13 protein-coding genes are annotated in these 15,722 nt (G+C 50.5%); 3 read left to right on the forward strand and 10 right to left on the reverse strand.

All coding sequences use genetic code 11. From position 1 onward, the window contains the following. Positions 1–48: 48 nt before the first annotated feature. Positions 49–504 carry an Lrp/AsnC family transcriptional regulator gene (locus GA565_RS20105; RefSeq protein ID WP_152200362.1) on the reverse strand — a complete coding sequence of 152 codons (456 nt, stop codon included), beginning with the start codon at positions 502–504 and terminating at the stop codon, positions 49–51. 122 nt (positions 505–626) lie between these two features. Here GA565_RS20105 and GA565_RS20110 point away from each other — a divergent pair, with 122 nt between their 5' ends. Beyond that, on the forward strand, positions 627–1,670 hold the full coding sequence (locus tag GA565_RS20110; protein WP_152200364.1) for a PLP-dependent cysteine synthase family protein: 1,044 nt from the start codon (positions 627–629) through the stop codon (positions 1,668–1,670). A gap of 60 nt (positions 1,671–1,730) precedes the next feature. Here the strand turns inward: GA565_RS20110 and cof are convergent, their stop codons facing one another. Beyond that, the gene (gene cof / locus GA565_RS20115; RefSeq protein ID WP_152200366.1) at positions 1,731–2,570 is read right to left on the reverse strand and encodes an HMP-PP phosphatase; all 840 of its coding nucleotides are present in this window, start codon (positions 2,568–2,570) and stop codon (positions 1,731–1,733) included. Positions 2,571–2,695: 125 nt separating this feature from the next. Between cof and GA565_RS20120 the strand changes: the two genes are divergently transcribed. Together GA565_RS20120 and queC are read left to right on the forward strand one after the other, a co-directional pair. Then, positions 2,696–4,426 carry an SgrR family transcriptional regulator gene (locus GA565_RS20120; RefSeq protein WP_152200368.1) on the forward strand — a complete coding sequence of 577 codons (1,731 nt, stop codon included), beginning with the start codon at positions 2,696–2,698 and terminating at the stop codon, positions 4,424–4,426. 93 nt (positions 4,427–4,519) lie between these two features. After that, the gene (gene queC, locus GA565_RS20125) at positions 4,520–5,218 is read left to right on the forward strand and encodes a 7-cyano-7-deazaguanine synthase QueC (protein WP_152200369.1); all 699 of its coding nucleotides are present in this window, start codon (positions 4,520–4,522) and stop codon (positions 5,216–5,218) included. Here the strand turns inward: queC and GA565_RS20130 are convergent, their stop codons facing one another. The 8 genes from GA565_RS20130 to clpP all read right to left on the reverse strand — a co-directional run bounded on the left by GA565_RS20130 (position 5,219) and on the right by clpP (position 15,506). Further along, on the reverse strand, positions 5,219–6,934 hold the full coding sequence (locus GA565_RS20130) for a hypothetical protein (RefSeq protein ID WP_152200371.1): 1,716 nt from the start codon (positions 6,932–6,934) through the stop codon (positions 5,219–5,221). Between the two features lie 208 nt (positions 6,935–7,142). Beyond that, entirely contained in the window at positions 7,143–7,535 is a 393-nt protein-coding gene (locus GA565_RS20135) for a thioesterase family protein (RefSeq protein WP_152200372.1), read from the reverse strand. Positions 7,536–7,640: 105 nt separating this feature from the next. Beyond that, on the reverse strand, positions 7,641–8,024 hold the full coding sequence (locus GA565_RS20140) for a helix-hairpin-helix domain-containing protein (protein WP_226951003.1): 384 nt from the start codon (positions 8,022–8,024) through the stop codon (positions 7,641–7,643). 150 nt (positions 8,025–8,174) lie between these two features. After that, complete coding sequence (ppiD, locus tag GA565_RS20145; RefSeq protein ID WP_152200374.1) at positions 8,175–10,055, reverse strand: peptidylprolyl isomerase; 1,881 nt, start codon at positions 10,053–10,055, stop codon at positions 8,175–8,177. Positions 10,056–10,339: 284 nt separating this feature from the next. After that, the gene (gene hupB, locus GA565_RS20150; protein ID WP_009638628.1) at positions 10,340–10,615 is read right to left on the reverse strand and encodes a nucleoid-associated protein HU-beta; all 276 of its coding nucleotides are present in this window, start codon (positions 10,613–10,615) and stop codon (positions 10,340–10,342) included. Between the two features lie 216 nt (positions 10,616–10,831). Continuing rightward, entirely contained in the window at positions 10,832–13,186 is a 2,355-nt protein-coding gene (gene lon / locus GA565_RS20155) for an endopeptidase La (protein ID WP_055776802.1), read from the reverse strand. 191 nt (positions 13,187–13,377) lie between these two features. Then, the gene (gene clpX / locus GA565_RS20160) at positions 13,378–14,652 is read right to left on the reverse strand and encodes an ATP-dependent protease ATP-binding subunit ClpX (protein WP_055776798.1); all 1,275 of its coding nucleotides are present in this window, start codon (positions 14,650–14,652) and stop codon (positions 13,378–13,380) included. 224 nt (positions 14,653–14,876) lie between these two features. Then, complete coding sequence (clpP, locus tag GA565_RS20165) at positions 14,877–15,506, reverse strand: ATP-dependent Clp endopeptidase proteolytic subunit ClpP (RefSeq protein ID WP_152200375.1); 630 nt, start codon at positions 15,504–15,506, stop codon at positions 14,877–14,879. Positions 15,507–15,722: the final 216 nt, after the last annotated feature.

Here is a 15,722-nt window from a genome sequence, read left to right on the forward strand (position 1 = left end):
GCCTTAGGATAACACCGATAGCCGCCTACTCTTACCAAACTTTTATGCTTAAAGAGGTAAATGCGTCGTCGATTTTATTCTCTCCATGGCGAAATTGGAGGTAACATCCAACAGCCCCGGCACGGCGCTCACCAGCTTTTTATAGAAGTTGTCGTAGCTTTTCATATCGGCCACTTGCACTTGCATCAGGTAGTCATATTCTCCCGCCATTCGATAAAACGACAGAACCTCGGGAAACGATTCAATCTGCTCGACAAAGTTCTGATACCACTGGCTGCTGTGTTGCTGCGTCTTGATGCGCACAAAGGCGGTGAGTGTCAGCCCGAGTTTTTCGGCATCGAGCAGGGCGACTTTACCCAAAATAACGCCCTCTTCTTCAAGCTTTTTAATACGTTTCCAGCACGGCGTGGAGGTCAGATTTACCGCCTCAGCTAATTCAATGAGTGAAAGCGTGCAGTCCTGCTGCAGGAGTGCCAGAAGCTTGCGGTCAGTTTTATCTATCATTTCACCATCCAGGAGAATAATTTTCTCTATAACTGCCTTTGTTTGTTAAAAATAGCAACTTTTTTCCTTCAAGACCAAGGTAAGCTATTCGCTATAACATCAAACTTCTCTGGAAATATGCAATGAACGATTGTTGGGTCAAAAATGCCATAAAAGAGATCGACGCAGATTTTCGACGATCTGCCGATACCCATCTGATCCGCCTGAGTATTGCGGATTTCCCAGGAATTTCGCTGTATCTAAAAGATGAAAGCACCCACCCAACCGGCAGCCTCAAACATCGTTTGGCGCGTTCGCTGTTCTTATACGGTCTGTGCAATGGCTGGATTAAGCAGGATACGCCGATTATTGAATCCTCGTCCGGCAGCACAGCGATTTCAGAGGCCTATTTTGCGCGCCTGCTGGGCCTGCCGTTTATCGCCGTGATGCCCGCTTGCACGGCTCCGAGAAAAATTCAGCAAATCGAATTTTACGGCGGTAAATGCCACTTTGTCGAAAACTCGAGCCAGATTTATGCGGCTTCCGAACAGCTGGCCAAAGAGTTGAAGGGTCACTATATGGACCAATTCACCTACGCCGAGCGTGCAACCGACTGGCGCGGCAATAACAACATCGCCGACAGCATTTATCGTCAGATGACGCTCGAGCCTTATCCGGTGCCGCGCTATCTGGTGATGAGCGCCGGAACGGGTGGTACGTCGGCGACGTTGGGCCGCTATATCCGCTATCAGGGCCATCAAACGGAGTTGGTGGTGGTTGACCCGGAAAACTCGGTGTTTTACGACTGCTATCAGCAGGGTAATAAAGATATTGTTGCCCAGTGCAGCAGCCGCATTGAGGGCATTGGCCGCCCGCGCGTCGAACCTTCGTTTATCCCCGGAGTGATTGACCGCATGATGCGCGTACCCGATGCCGCCAGCGTTGCAACAGTACACTGGCTGGAAACGATGCTGGGCCGTAAGGTCGGCGGTTCGACCGGCACCAACGTGTGGGGCGCGTTGCTGCTCGCCGAAGAGATGCGGGAAAAGGGAGAAAAAGGCGCGATTGTGACACTGATTTGCGACAGCGGTGAGCGCTATCAGCATACCTATTTTAATCCGCATTGGGTGGCTGAAAATCTCGGCGATCTGTCGCCGTTTCGTGAAAAACTCGCTAACCTGCGTTGATTTTCAGTGCTTCGGATCGGAAAAAAGCCGACGTTCAACGCGTCGGCTGGCTGCAAGACCTTAGTATTCGGGGGAATAGGTCAGGGTTGGTGAGTTCAGCCAATGTTGTAAAAAGTGCGAAACCGCCTGGTTTTTGCAATGTCCGATCACTTCCAGATGTGCAACCTGCTGCTTAAGCTGCGGCAACGCGTTGCCCATCACTAATCCCCTGCCCACGCTCTCAAGCATTTCCCGGTCATTCATTGCATCGCCAAACGCCATACATTCACTGAGCGGTATCCCCAGTTTTTCAGTCAGCAAGGCCAGCGCACTGCCTTTATTACTGCCAACAGGCATAACGTCGAGACAGTCGTAAGCCGAGAAGCAAAAATCCAGCCTGTCGCCAAAAAAGGTCTGCAGTACGGGTAACAGCGCTAACAGCTCGTCGTGTGCGGCGCAGAAGCAGACTTTACTGTTGCCAGAGGCTGAAATATTCTCCAACTCACTGAGCTGGTAACGGAATCCGCTAAATTGATGGGCATGCAGTAGCTCTGGCATATCTTGATTCGTTACCCAACCGTCGTCGCGAAAAACGTGAAAGCTGGCCGCCGTGGGCCATTTCTGGCTAATCAGTGTCTTAAAATTGTCCTCGGGCAAATTACTGGCGTGCAGTAGAGTGCCGTTAAGGTCATGCACGCGCGTCCCGTTGCCGGTTATCAGATAGCCGGGAATATTAATATTCGCCAGAATCTGTTTCATCTCGAGATAATGACGTCCGGTGGCAAAAACCAGCGTCACGCGGCGTTCGGCCAACTCACGCAGGCTGGACAGCGTCTTCTCTCCCAAACGGTGGTCTGGCATCAGCAGCGTACCGTCCATGTCAAATGCTGCTAAACGAAGCGGTTTTTTCTGTTCCAACATGCCGTTCTCCCAGAGCTAAAATTGCTGCTTACCCGTCATTAACGGAAGAAATTTCTGCAAAAAGTATCGTCTATTATATGCTGAACAAATAGTGACAACTTAATAAAAACACTTCCGGATTTATTATGCGTTTGCAGAACCGTCTCAATCAATATCAGCGTTTATACGACAAAACCGGGCTTGAGACACAGGCTGTCACGGTTGCGTCGCTGGCGGTAATTTTTTTCTGCAGTGAACGCCATACGCGAACGCTGCTGACACAGTTTCAGGAGGCAGGCTGGATAAGTTGGTCATCACAAGCCGGTCGAGGAAAGCGGGCGCAGATAAGCTGCCTCAAAACGCCCGAAAGCCTGCGGGAGTCCTATCTGCTAAAGCTGTTGAACGAGGGGGAACACTCGGCCGCGCTCCAGCTTACACAGCTGGATCCGCAGCATCTTAACTCCCTGCTGGCACCTCATCTGGGTGGCCAATGGCAAGAAGATGCACCGACGCTGCGTATTCCCTATTATCGCCCGATGCAGGTGCTTGACCCACAAACGCTCAGCGGCCGCGCCGAGCAACATATCGCGCATACACTGCACGCCGGGCTGACGCGCTTTATTACCGGTCAACCCACTCCGCAGCCTGACCTTGCACACCACTGGCAAATAAGAGAAGAAGGCAAAGTTTGGCAGTTTTTTCTGCGCAGCCAACTTTATTGGCACAATGGAGAACCCTTGCTCACTCGTCAGTTGTGTCAACTGTTTGAGAAGCTGCGCCACTCCGCACACAGTCGCCACAGTTTAGAAAACGTTGACCTCATTTCTCAACCTCATGCACTTTGCCTGCAGTTTAGTCTTAAAAAACCAGACTACTGGCTGGCGCATCGGTTGGCCGACCTTAGCTGCCTGCTGTTTCACCCAGCGGAGCCGACAGTGGGGGCAGGCCCCTTCAAACTGGCTCACTTTGCCGCCGAAAGAGTCAGGCTAGAACAGCATCCTTATTACCATCTGCAGCGCCCTTATCTTTCGGCGATTGAGTATTGGATTTCGCCTCAACTGTATGAGCAAAAAGGTAACGATAATGTCAGTTGCCAACATCCTGTGCGGATAATACTGGGTGAAAAAAGTGAAATGGATTTAGTCAGACCAGTCAGGCGCAGCACCAGTCTGGGTTTCTGTTATTTAGCCGTAAATCAGCAAAGGCAACATCTCACCCCGCTGCAGGCGCAAAAGATAATTGCCTTGATTCAGAATTCGGGGCTTCTCGATAACTTGCCTATCGATCACTCTTTGGTAAAACGCAGCCGTGAAATGCTGCCCGGTTGGCCGCTGCCTGATGTGAATCAAAATAATACGTGGCTAGCTGACGTACCGCTGCCGCCCAGACTTACCCTGATGTTTCATCCGCCGATTGAACTGAAACTTCTGGCCGACGAATTAAAAATTATCCTTGCCGCCCACGGCTGTGAGTTACACACCTCTTATCACTCTGGGCGACTCTGGGACAACGCCGAACAATTGGCCGAGGTAGATATAATTCTCGGCGATCGACTCATTGGTGAAGCCCCGGTCGCCACGCTGGAGAACTGGCTGCGACAGGACCTATTGTGGCCCACTATTCTTGATGCTAAAGGTATCGAGCAGCAAAATAGTCGCCTGCTTGAAATACAGCAATTGCCCTCTGAATCGCTGCGCGAAGAAAGGCTGCGCGAACATTTTTCCCAGCTCATGCAGCAGGGCAGCATTACGCCATTGTTCAATTATCAATACCAGGTCAGCGCGCCTCCGGGTGTTAACGGCGTGCAGCTTACCGCCTGGGGCTGGTTTGATTTCTGCCAGGCATGGTTGCCGCCGCCGCTCGACGAGAGGGACTGATTTTTACTATTAACGTCCGCAAAACGTCAGTAACATACCGGCATTCAATGCTGCCCTCTTGCATGCAGCCTTAACATAATAAAGGATTTAACAATGAAAAGAGCCGTGGTGGTTTTTAGTGGCGGACAGGACTCTACTACCTGCCTGGTGCAGGCGCTGACGCAGTATGACGAAGTTCATTGCATCACCTTCGACTATGGCCAGCGTCACCGCGCCGAAATCGAGATAGCGCAAAAGCTTTCTGTCGAGCTCGGGGCAAAAGCGCACAAGGTTCTCGACGTTGGCCTACTTAACGAATTGGCGGTCAGCAGCCTGACTCGCGATAACATTCCTGTGCCGCAGTTTGGTGAAGGAGAAGAAAACGAATTACCGAGCACCTTTGTGCCGGGTCGCAATATCCTGTTTCTGACGCTGGCGGCAATTTATGCCTACCAAATTCAGGCAGAAGCGGTAATTACCGGCGTCTGCGAGACGGACTTTTCAGGGTATCCAGACTGCCGTGACGAATTTGTCAAAGCGCTGAATCATGCCGTCTCTCTGGGCATCGCGCGTGAAATTCGCTTTGAAACACCGCTGATGTGGCTAAACAAGGCGGAAACCTGGGCACTGGCTGATTACTACGGCAAGCTGCCCATGGTGCGTAACCAAACGCTGACCTGCTACAACGGCATTGCCGGTGACGGCTGTGGTGAGTGTGCCGCCTGCCACCTGCGTGCTAAAGGTTTGGCTGAGTATCAGCAGTCCCCGGAAGCAATAAAAGCCAGTCTGCTGGAAAAAACCGGCCTCGCCTGATTATTTGATTAACCTCATTGCGCTGATTCGCGCCAGACAGTCGTCTTCTGTACTGTGCGGATGCAGCGCTTTTATCAACGCATGGTAAAGGTTATCTTCGTCACGCGGACTTACGGCGATTGTTTTTATCATTGGTCCGGGTCTGATGGCGTCATAAACCAGCTTATTATTTTCTCTCTGCACCCTAAGAGTCATTATCTTGGCTGGAGTGGCCGTTAGCGGGATCCGCTCAATCGGTTGTCCTTCTGGCCCAAATTTTATTGAAAGTTGACCTTCAATATCTTTGATGCAAATGAAGCAGGCGTTTTCTTTGGCGACGGCGGCTATCTTCTGATTGTTGAGGGCGATCTGGTTGGGCGTTTTTTCTCCAAGCGTATTGGAATACGACTTATCAGCGTCAGGGGCGTTAATAAGTTTCATCTTTTTAGACAACAAGAGTCGCTCCCCTCTTTTTTTGAGCCCGTAAACCGAAACCAGATTCCACAAGTTTCCTAAATTTATTTTCTCGGCGGTCGCGAACCCACCTAGGCCTCCCGCCGCTCTTCTTTGCTCCATGGTCAGGTTGCGCCACTTTTCAAGATGCTCAATTTTTATAGGGCCCAGCTCAGTGGGCGTGAGTCTTTGCGCCCCAAGTACGGTCAATCCTTTAATCGTCGTGAGTCTTCTCAGCACGCCAAGACTAATCTTATGTTTTTCGGCAAAGCCACCGTTGCCCCCTATCGCTTTCCTCTCGGTAATACTCATATTTTGCCATTCTATAAGATGACAATTCTCCACGCGCTGGGGTCGATAACTCGACATTTTTTGTAGGCCTAACATAGTCAGCCCAAATCGATTGGCAAACAGCCGCCATCTATAGGCACTGATGTTATTCGACAAGGCATAACCCGTTGTTCCACCGATATTATCTCTTTCAAGCTGGCTCATAGTAAGCCAGGCTTTAAGATGGTAATTCTGTATACAAACCATTTCAGAAGATTTGATTTTCTGTAAACCTATGGCCGTTAATCCATTGACTTTTGCATAGAGCCGCCAGCTCCTCACGTTTATACGGCGGGAAAAAGCATAGCCTGAATTACCACCAATGGACTTTCTGTCGTCGCTGCTCATATCACGCCACTCAATAAGATGGCGCTCACTAATACGCTCAATCGGGTACGACACCAGTCTCTGTGACGCCAGCGGCAAAAGACCGCTGTTTTTGACGAGATCTCTCCAATAGCGCACATTAAGGTGATGAGTATGGGCATATCCCGTGGCGCCACCGGCATCTATTCGCTTCTGATATGTCATATCTCGCCATTTTTCGAGATGATGATTTTCGATTGGCATAATTTCCTGCGGGGATAGTTTTTGCTGCCCTAAAACTGTCAGCCCGGCACTGTTTGTCAGGCTTCGCCAGAAATTGAGGTTTATTCCATGCGTGCAGGCATAGCCTTTCATTCCTCCCGCAGCTATGCGTTTTTCAATTGTCATATCTCGCCATTTGATTAAATGGTTGAGCGCCGCCTGGGTTAAACCTACACGGGTATCGCGCGGGTTAGAACGTTTCTTTTGAGTAATAGCGTTGCCTGGTGAGGAGGAAAAGTGAGCAGCAGGTGGTCCCTGGCGGATACTGGTTATGTTATGCGTAAGGGGACTGACCACTACGGGTGTTAATGACGAGCTTACTGAAGAAGACTGAATGAGCGGGGCCCCGATCGTTTGAGAAAACATGTTTTTTCCCTAACTTGCATCATAGATAAAATAGAGGTTCTACTTTGCATAATTTGCAGGGTTGCAAATACAAAAAAACGCTTAAATATCCCCCGTTCAAATGTCTTAATGACTCGCACACTGTTTGAGTATCGCAGTAAGCGGCGTCATATTCAGCCGCTCTGAACGATTACCTATCCCCTTAAAAGCACATATATTTTTACCCGTGCTATTCTTCAAGCTCGCGGAGTTTATCCCTTAACTCACCTTCCAGCGGTAACGCCTTTTGGCTACGAAGATCGATACAGACAAAGGTCAGCGTTGCATCAACCACCGTTTCGCCATTGCAGGTAATCACCTGTGTCAGCACGCCGCTTTTAGTATTGAGTTGCAGAAGCTGGCTGTTAATTTGTAGCTCGTCGCCGAGTACGGCAGGTTTACGATAGTTAATATTTATATTGACCAAAATGAAGGCAATTTTGTTTTGCGCCATCCATTTAAAGCCCTGTTTGTCATCCAGCCACTCCCAGCGCGCCGTTTCAAGAAACTCCAGATATCGCGCGTTGTTAACGTGTTGATAAACATCAATGTGAAATCCACGAACTTTAATCATTGTTTGCATAGTGATAAACCTGCCCTTAAAGAAGTCAGTTAACTGGTCGGACTTCTATCAGGTTAGCAGAAGAACGCGGCGAAAAAAGTCTTCGCCTCATCGCCGCGATCTGTATCACAATTTCAAACGGGACTGATTACGCTGAAATAAAGAAGGGCCGATACCCGGCACTTCCTGCAGTTGTTCTATCTTGGTGAAAGGTCCCATTTCGGTGCGGTACTCAACAATTGTCTGTCCTTTCTTAAGCCCCACTCCACTCAGTGCTTTTGAAAGATCTTCGGCAGTGGCATTGTTTAGGCTCACCTTCTCTTGCTCGGCCTTGCTCGCATCGGCGTCTTTGACCGCCGATTTTGCGGCGCTTTTAGCGTTACTGGCAGATTTCTCAATGCTGCTCGAAACCGCGCCCTTTGTGGAACTCTCCGGGGCCGCCTGCGAGCTCAGTGGCATAACTGCAAGTCCTAAAGCCAATACCAGGGTAGTGATTGATAATTTTTGCATGCTGTAATCCTCCATGTTGTTTCAGCACGGACAGAGTGGCGCAGCGGGGAGGCAATAACAAATGCTAGAAATCAGAAATGGAAAAGGCCGCGAAAGCGGCCTTTGGGTGTTGCAGGTCATTGCAGTCAGGCTCCGTGAAGCCTCGCACTTTTACTGATTCTGCGCGGCGCTGCCTAACTTGATTTTAGCCTGTTGGCGCAGGTTGCCGAGCAGTGCATCAAAGGTGTTGTTTGACGAAGTCTGCTGCAGCTGCTGGTTAAACTGGGCTGCTTCTGCATCAGGCAGTTTCCCCTGAGTTACGGCGGTCAGCTTGATAAGCACCGTATTGCCCTGAGGGTCCTGTGAAATACCGTAGCTTGGCTTATCGGCCGTAGGCTGGGCCAGCGCATAAACGTTTTGCTCGAAGTCGGAAGGCTGAGCGGTACGCTGCACTTTTTGCACGTTGCCAAAACTCAGACCGGCGGCTTTCAACGCGTCGTCGCCTTTACCGGCATTCAGCGCAGTCAGCAGTTTCTCAGCATCAACGCGCGCCTGATCTTCTGCCTTCTGGCGTTTAACCATCTGCGTCACCTGGTCTTTGACGTCAGTGAACGGCTTGATACCGGCCGCTTTGTGAGAGTCCACGCGAACCACAAATGCGCGATCGCCATCAACGGTGATAACGTCCGAGTTGTTGCCCGGTGCGCCGTCGTGACCAATCAAGCTGCCGTCAAACAGTGACTGAACAACCGGCTTGAAGTTGATGGCAGCCGGAATATTTTGCTCAGTAAACCAGTCTGTATGCTGAGCTTTAGTGCCTGCAGCATGCTCGGCCGAGGCCAAGGACTCGTTGTCGTTACTGGCAGCGTCGCTCACTTTCTGCTGAAGCGCGTAGTAAGCGTCGAGCGCTTTCTCTTGCTTAAGCTTGTCTACGATACTGTCGTGCACCTCTGCAAGTGGCTTAACCTGCTCTGGCATAATGTCTTCAAGGCGCAGAATGAAGTAGCCGCTGTCTGATTTGATAACGCCTGAGGTCTGGCCTTTGGTGTTCAGGTTGGCACTTTTGAATTCTGGCAGCGTGGTTTCGGGTTCCATCCAGCCCAGATCACCGCCCTTCTTGCCGCTGAGGGTATCAATAGACTTGGATTTTGCCAGCTCTGCGAAATCAGCGCCGCCTTTTAACTGCGCGTCGATGGCCTTCGCATCAGCTTCATCTTTAGCAACAATGACGCTGTAACGGCGACGTTCAGGCTGACCAAACTCGCTTTTGTGCTGGTCGTAGTAGGCAGCAACGTCGGCATCAGTCACCTGAGTTTTGCCTTGCATCGCCGCAGCGTCCATTTCGATATAGCTAACTTTCAACTGCTCAGGGGCCACGAAGCTGTTTTTGTGCTGGTCATAGAAGGCTTGCAACTCGCTGTCGCTCACCTGCTGTTTGCCCGCAAGCGCCTCAGTGTTGAAGGTCGCGGTATGAACATCACGCTCCTGCAGCACCAGCTCTGACATTGATTTGCTTTCTACCGGCAGCACGAAGTCTGAATCGCCATACGCCTGAGCCAACTGCTGGCTAACCAGTTGCTGTTTCATCAACTGTGCGAAGTTATCAGCGGTGTAGCCCATGCCCTGAATAGTTTGCAGGTATTTGGCATTATCAAACTGGTTGTTGGTCTGGAACTGAGGCGTAGCCAGAATAGCGTCTTTGATTTGCTGATCGCTAACCGTCACACCTAATTTTTTGGAGTATTGGTCAAGCAGAGTCACGTCGACGAGGTTATTAAGAGACTGCTGACGCAGTTGCTGCATATAACCGTCGCTACCGGCCAGCGCGGCAAACTGATCGCCAAGCTGCTGCTGCAAGCGACTGCGCTGATTCCCAACTGCATCGTCAAGCTGTGCACGGCTGATTTCCTGGCCGTTCACTTTCGCTGCGTAGTCACTCGACCCACCGATCAGGTAATTGCCTACACCGGTCAAAACAAAAGATAAAACGATCAGACCAAGAATAATTTTGAGCACGACGTGATTAGCTGCCGCGCGTAAGTTGTCCATCATAGTGAAGCAACACTCCGCTGTATTTGGGGTTTAAAACTTGGGCTGCGTGGGTTGTACCAACGATCCCTGTGACACCCATCAGGGTGCTGCACAATAAACTGCGTGTTTACACTGACACTTCGTTTCGAGTGGTGTTCAAAAGAATCACTGTTAACAGGCAACGCCTTTAAGAAAAACCTTTTGCGTCCATGAGCATCGGCACGCAAAAGTAAAAAAAGCGCATCTCTTCGATGCGCCTTATATATTACCTTACCAACCCTGAGACGTCAGGTTATTGTTAGTAATTATCCGTTTACTGCATCTTTCAACGATTTACCTGCACGGAAGCCAGGAACTTTGGCAGCCGGAATACTGATTTCTTTACCGGTTTGCGGGTTACGGCCTGTGCGAGCTGAGCGCTCACGAACTGCAAAGGTACCGAATCCAACCAGTGCAACTTCTTCTCCGGCTTTCAGAGAATCAGTTACCGATGCAAGCACCGCGTCCAGCACACGTCCAGCGGCCGCTTTAGAAATATCCGCACCGGCTGCAATTTTGTCGATCAGTTGTGACTTATTCACGTTTTCATCCCCTCTTAAAATTCTATCGTCACGCCGAAATTTCCCTACGGACGTGACAGCGCAGCTGTTATATCAAGCTTGTCAGGGGTATGCAAGCTACCCAGAACCCGTTGCACCCTTCTGACAGGTGTACTAACTTAACGGCACAAAAAAAGGCTGGCAAGTGGGATTTCACCTGCCAGCCTTAGTTTTGCTTACACTTTATGCATTAGGTCACTATTTTGCAGCAACCGGCAGTGCGCCGAAGGCTGGATTCTGCAATGCAAAGTTCAGCACGTCGTCGATACGCTTAACCGGGTGGATCTCTAAATCAGCCAACACGTTGTCTGGGATCTCTTCCAGGTCACGCTTGTTGTCATCAGGGATCAGTACCACTTTGATACCACCGCGGTGTGCAGCCAGCAGTTTTTCCTTTAGACCGCCGATGGGCAGAACCAGACCACGCAGCGTTATCTCGCCGGTCATGGCCACGTCGGCGCGAACAGGGTTACCGGTCAAACAGGAAACCAACGCGGTACACATTGCAATACCGGCGCTTGGGCCGTCTTTCGGCGTCGCCCCTTCAGGTACGTGAACGTGAATATCACGTTTTTCGTAGAAATCAGGGTTGATACCCAACTTTTCAGCGCGCGCGCGCACCACGGTCAGCGCAGCCTGAATCGACTCCTGCATAACTTCACCGAGAGAACCGGTGTAGGTCAGCTTGCCTTTACCCGGCACGCAGGCGGTTTCGATAGTCAGCAGCTCGCCGCCCACTTCAGTCCACGCAAGGCCAGTAACCTGCCCTACGCGGTTTTCCGTGTCTGCACGGCCATAGTCAACCTTCTGCACGCCGAGATAGTCTTTGAGGTTATCGCCGTTAATCACAATGTGCTTGAGCGTTTTGTCCAATAGCAGCTGTTTAACCGCTTTACGGCACAGCTTGGAAATTTCACGTTCCAAACTACGCACACCGGCTTCGCGGGTGTAGAAACGAATAATGCCGATAATGGCGCTGTCTTCAACGGTCAGCTCATTTTTCTTCAGCGCGTTGCGCTCGATTTGTTTCGGCAACAGGTGCTGTTTGGCGATATTCAGTTTTTCGTCTTCGGTATAACCCGACAGGCGAATCACTTCCATACGGTCAAGCAGCGGCGCCGGAATGTTCATCGAGTTTGACGTTGCCACGAACATCACATCAGACAGGTCGTAGTCAACTTCCAGGTAGTGGTCGTTGAAGGCCACGTTCTGTTCTGGATCAAGCACTTCCAGGAGAGCCGACGCCGGATCGCCGCGCATGTCGGAAGACATTTTGTCGATCTCATCGAGCAGGAACAGCGGGTTCTTCACGCCAACTTTAGCCATTTTCTGGATAAGTTTGCCTGGCATAGAACCTATATAGGTACGGCGGTGACCGCGGATTTCCGCTTCATCACGCACGCCACCCAGCGCCATACGCACATATTCGCGACCGGTTGCACGGGCAATTGACTGCCCCAGCGAGGTTTTACCCACGCCCGGAGGCCCAACCAGACACAGGATTGGCCCTTTGATTTTGCTGACACGCGTCTGTACGGCGAGGTACTCAAGGATACGGTCTTTCACACGCTCAAGACCAAAGTGGTCGGTATCCAGCACCTCCTGCGCCTTACGCAGGTCTTTTTTAACTTTGCTGCGAGCATTCCACGGCACCTGAAGCATCCAGTCGATATAGCCCCGCACTACGGTGGCCTCGGCGGACATCGGTGACATCATTTTCAGCTTTTGCAGCTCGGCTTCCGTTTTTTCACGCGCATCTTTCGGCATTTTGGCCGCTTCGATTTTGCGTTTCAGCGCTTCATGTTCATCAGGCGCGTCGTCCATCTCGCCCAGCTCTTTCTGAATAGCTTTCATTTGCTCATTCAGATAGTACTCGCGCTGGCTTTTTTCCATCTGTTTTTTGACACGATTACGAATGCGTTTTTCAACCTGCAGCAGGTCGATTTCCGATTCCATCATCGCCATCAGATACTCAAGGCGTTCGGTAATGTCGAACATCTCCAGCACAGACTGTTTGTCGGCAAGCTTTAACGGCATGTGCGCGGCAATGGTGTCCGCCAGGCGCGCAGCGTCTTCAATGCTGTTCAGTGAGGTCAGCACTTCCGGCGGAATTTTTTTATTCAGTTTGATATAGCCTTCAAACTGATTAATGGCCGTGCGAACCAGCACCTCTTGCTCGCGCTCGTCTACCGCTGGCGATTCCAGGTATTCGGCATGGGCTGCAAAATGCTCACCGCTGTCGGATAACGTGGTAATACGCGCACGCTGCAGGCCTTCGACCAGAACTTTTACCGTTCCATCAGGAAGTTTAAGCATCTGTAAAATAGAGGCTACGGTTCCCACTGAGAACAAATCGTTGATACCAGGTTCATCCGTCGACGCTTCTTTCTGCGCAACGAGCATGATTTTTTTATCATTATCCATTGCTGCTTCGAGACAGCGAATTGATTTCTCCCGGCCAACGAACAACGGGATAACCATATGCGGATAAACCACCACATCGCGCAGAGGCAATACGGGGATTTCTATGCGTTCGGAACGCTCAGGGTTCATAGAGCTCTCTCTTAGTTTAGCTTCCGCCAGGTTAAGGAAATCTCGTGAAACACGAGTCAGCGGGTTTCAGCAAGTCGTTAACTGAGTATATGGGGATGAATATCTGACATTCAACGACAAGAATGCGAGGAAAAAAAAATGGGGGAACAAATCCCCCATTTCTCATCTAAACCACTGGTTAAATTGGCTAATTATTCGCCAGAAGCCTGTTGAGCCTCAGGTTTGCCATAAATCATCAGCGGTTCGGATTGCCCGGCAATCACGGACTCGTCAACCACGACTTTGTCCACACTGTCCAGAGATGGCAGATCGTACATCGTATCCAGCAAAGCAGCTTCAACAATAGAACGCAAACCACGAGCACCCGTTTTACGGTCCATCGCTTTCTTCGCGATAGCAATCAACGCCTCATCGCGGAATTCAAGCTCAACGCCTTCCAGGTTGAACAATGCCTGATATTGCTTGGTCAGCGCATTTTTAGGCTCTTTAAGAATTTGAATCAGTGCCTCTTCACTCAGTTCGCTCAGCGTTGCCACAACCGGCAAACGACCGATGAACTCAGGGATGAGACCAAACTTGATCAAATCTTCAGGTTCTGCCTGAGCCAGCAACTGACCTTCTGTTGCTTTCTCTGACTTGCCTTTAACTTCAGCACCAAAGCCGATACCCGTACTGGTATTCAGACGCTGCGAAATCACTTTATCCAGCCCGGCAAATGCGCCGCCGCAGATAAACAAAATTTTTGAGGTATCAACCTGCAAAAACTCTTGCTGTGGGTGCTTACGTCCGCCCTGTGGAGGAACCGCAGCCACAGTACCTTCAATCAGTTTCAACAGCGCCTGCTGCACGCCTTCGCCCGATACGTCACGGGTGATAGACGGATTGTCAGACTTACGAGAAATCTTGTCGATTTCATCGATGTAGACAATGCCACGCTGCGCTTTCTGTACATCGTAATCACATTTTTGCAGCAGTTTCTGAATGATGTTTTCCACATCTTCACCCACGTAACCGGCTTCGGTCAGCGTGGTAGCATCTGCCATAGTGAAAGGCACATCAAGGAAACGCGCCAGCGTTTCTGCCAACAGCGTTTTACCGCTACCGGTTGGGCCAATCAGCAAAATGTTGCTCTTGCCAAGTTCGATACCGTTGCTGGTATCGCCGTTACGCAAGCGCTTGTAGTGGTTATAAACCGCAACTGCCAGAACTTTTTTCGCAGGTTCCTGACCGATAACATAGTCATCGAGGTGTTCACGGATTTCGTGCGGTGTCGGCAGCGCGCTGCGTTCGCGATGCGGTGCGACCTCTTTAATCTCTTCGCGAATAATGTCATTGCATAGATCGACACATTCATCGCAGATATACACTGACGGCCCGGCAATCAGCTTACGCACTTCATGCTGGCTTTTGCCGCAAAAAGAGCAGTACAGCAGCTTTCCTGAACCGTCTTTGCGCTTATCTGTCATCAGTAAACCTCTTCTTTAATCTCTGTCCCGCGGACAACACACGGCGGCACGACCATTTAACTCAACAGACAGGTCAATCACTGACGCAGCTTAAGTCTATTGAACAATTCACTCATATCTGATGCTTTAGGGTAAAGCATCGGGCGGCGATTTTCACGCCGCCACACTTAAAAACGTGCGTATGAGTTTAACTATAGACCATCGCGTCAGCAGAAAAACGCTAATTAGAGTTCGCCGCGATGAGTCATAACCTTGTCAACCAACCCATACTCTACAGCTTCGGCGGCTGACAGGAAACGATCTCGCTCAGTGTCACGCTCTATTTCTTCAAGAGATTTGCCCGTATGTTGCGCCATCAGCGTATTCATACGGTGCTTAACCTTCAGGATCTCTCTGGCGTGGATATCAATATCCGTCGCCTGGCCCTGGAAACCGCCCAGCGGTTGGTGAATCATCACACGGGAGTTAGGCAGCGCATAGCGTTTGCCCTTGGCACCAGCGGTCAACAGGAAGGAGCCCATTGAACAGGCCTGACCCATACAAATGGTGCTGACGTCCGGCTTGATAAATTGCATGGTGTCGTAAATTGACATCCCCGAGGTGATCACGCCGCCCGGTGAGTTGATATAAAGGTAAATATCTTTCTCCGGGTTTTCGGCTTCCAGAAACAGCATCTGGGCCACAATCAGGTTAGCCATATGGTCTTCAACTTGTCCGGTCAGGAAGATGATGCGTTCCTTCAACAGACGAGAAAAAATATCGTAAGAGCGCTCACCACGTGAAGTCTGCTCTACAACCATCGGTACCAGAGCCATGTTTGGCGCAAATTGTTCTCTTTCACCACTGTATGACATAACCGTCTCCTAATAGAATGCTCTTTAGCGCGAGTTGAAACCGATTCTACTTGAGATAAGCGATGATGACTATGCTCAAGCGGCCAAGTCGCCACATACACGGCTGACGGTGGTTATCAGTCAGAAGCTAACAGCAAAGTTGCCCTTGTAGCACTAGACAATTGGGGAGGAGAGGCGAAATTTCAAGCCTTGGCGAAAATTCTTTTCTTCCCCGGA

This window comes from Rouxiella sp. S1S-2 (assembly GCF_009208105.1).
Lineage (GTDB): Bacteria > Pseudomonadota > Gammaproteobacteria > Enterobacterales > Enterobacteriaceae > Rouxiella.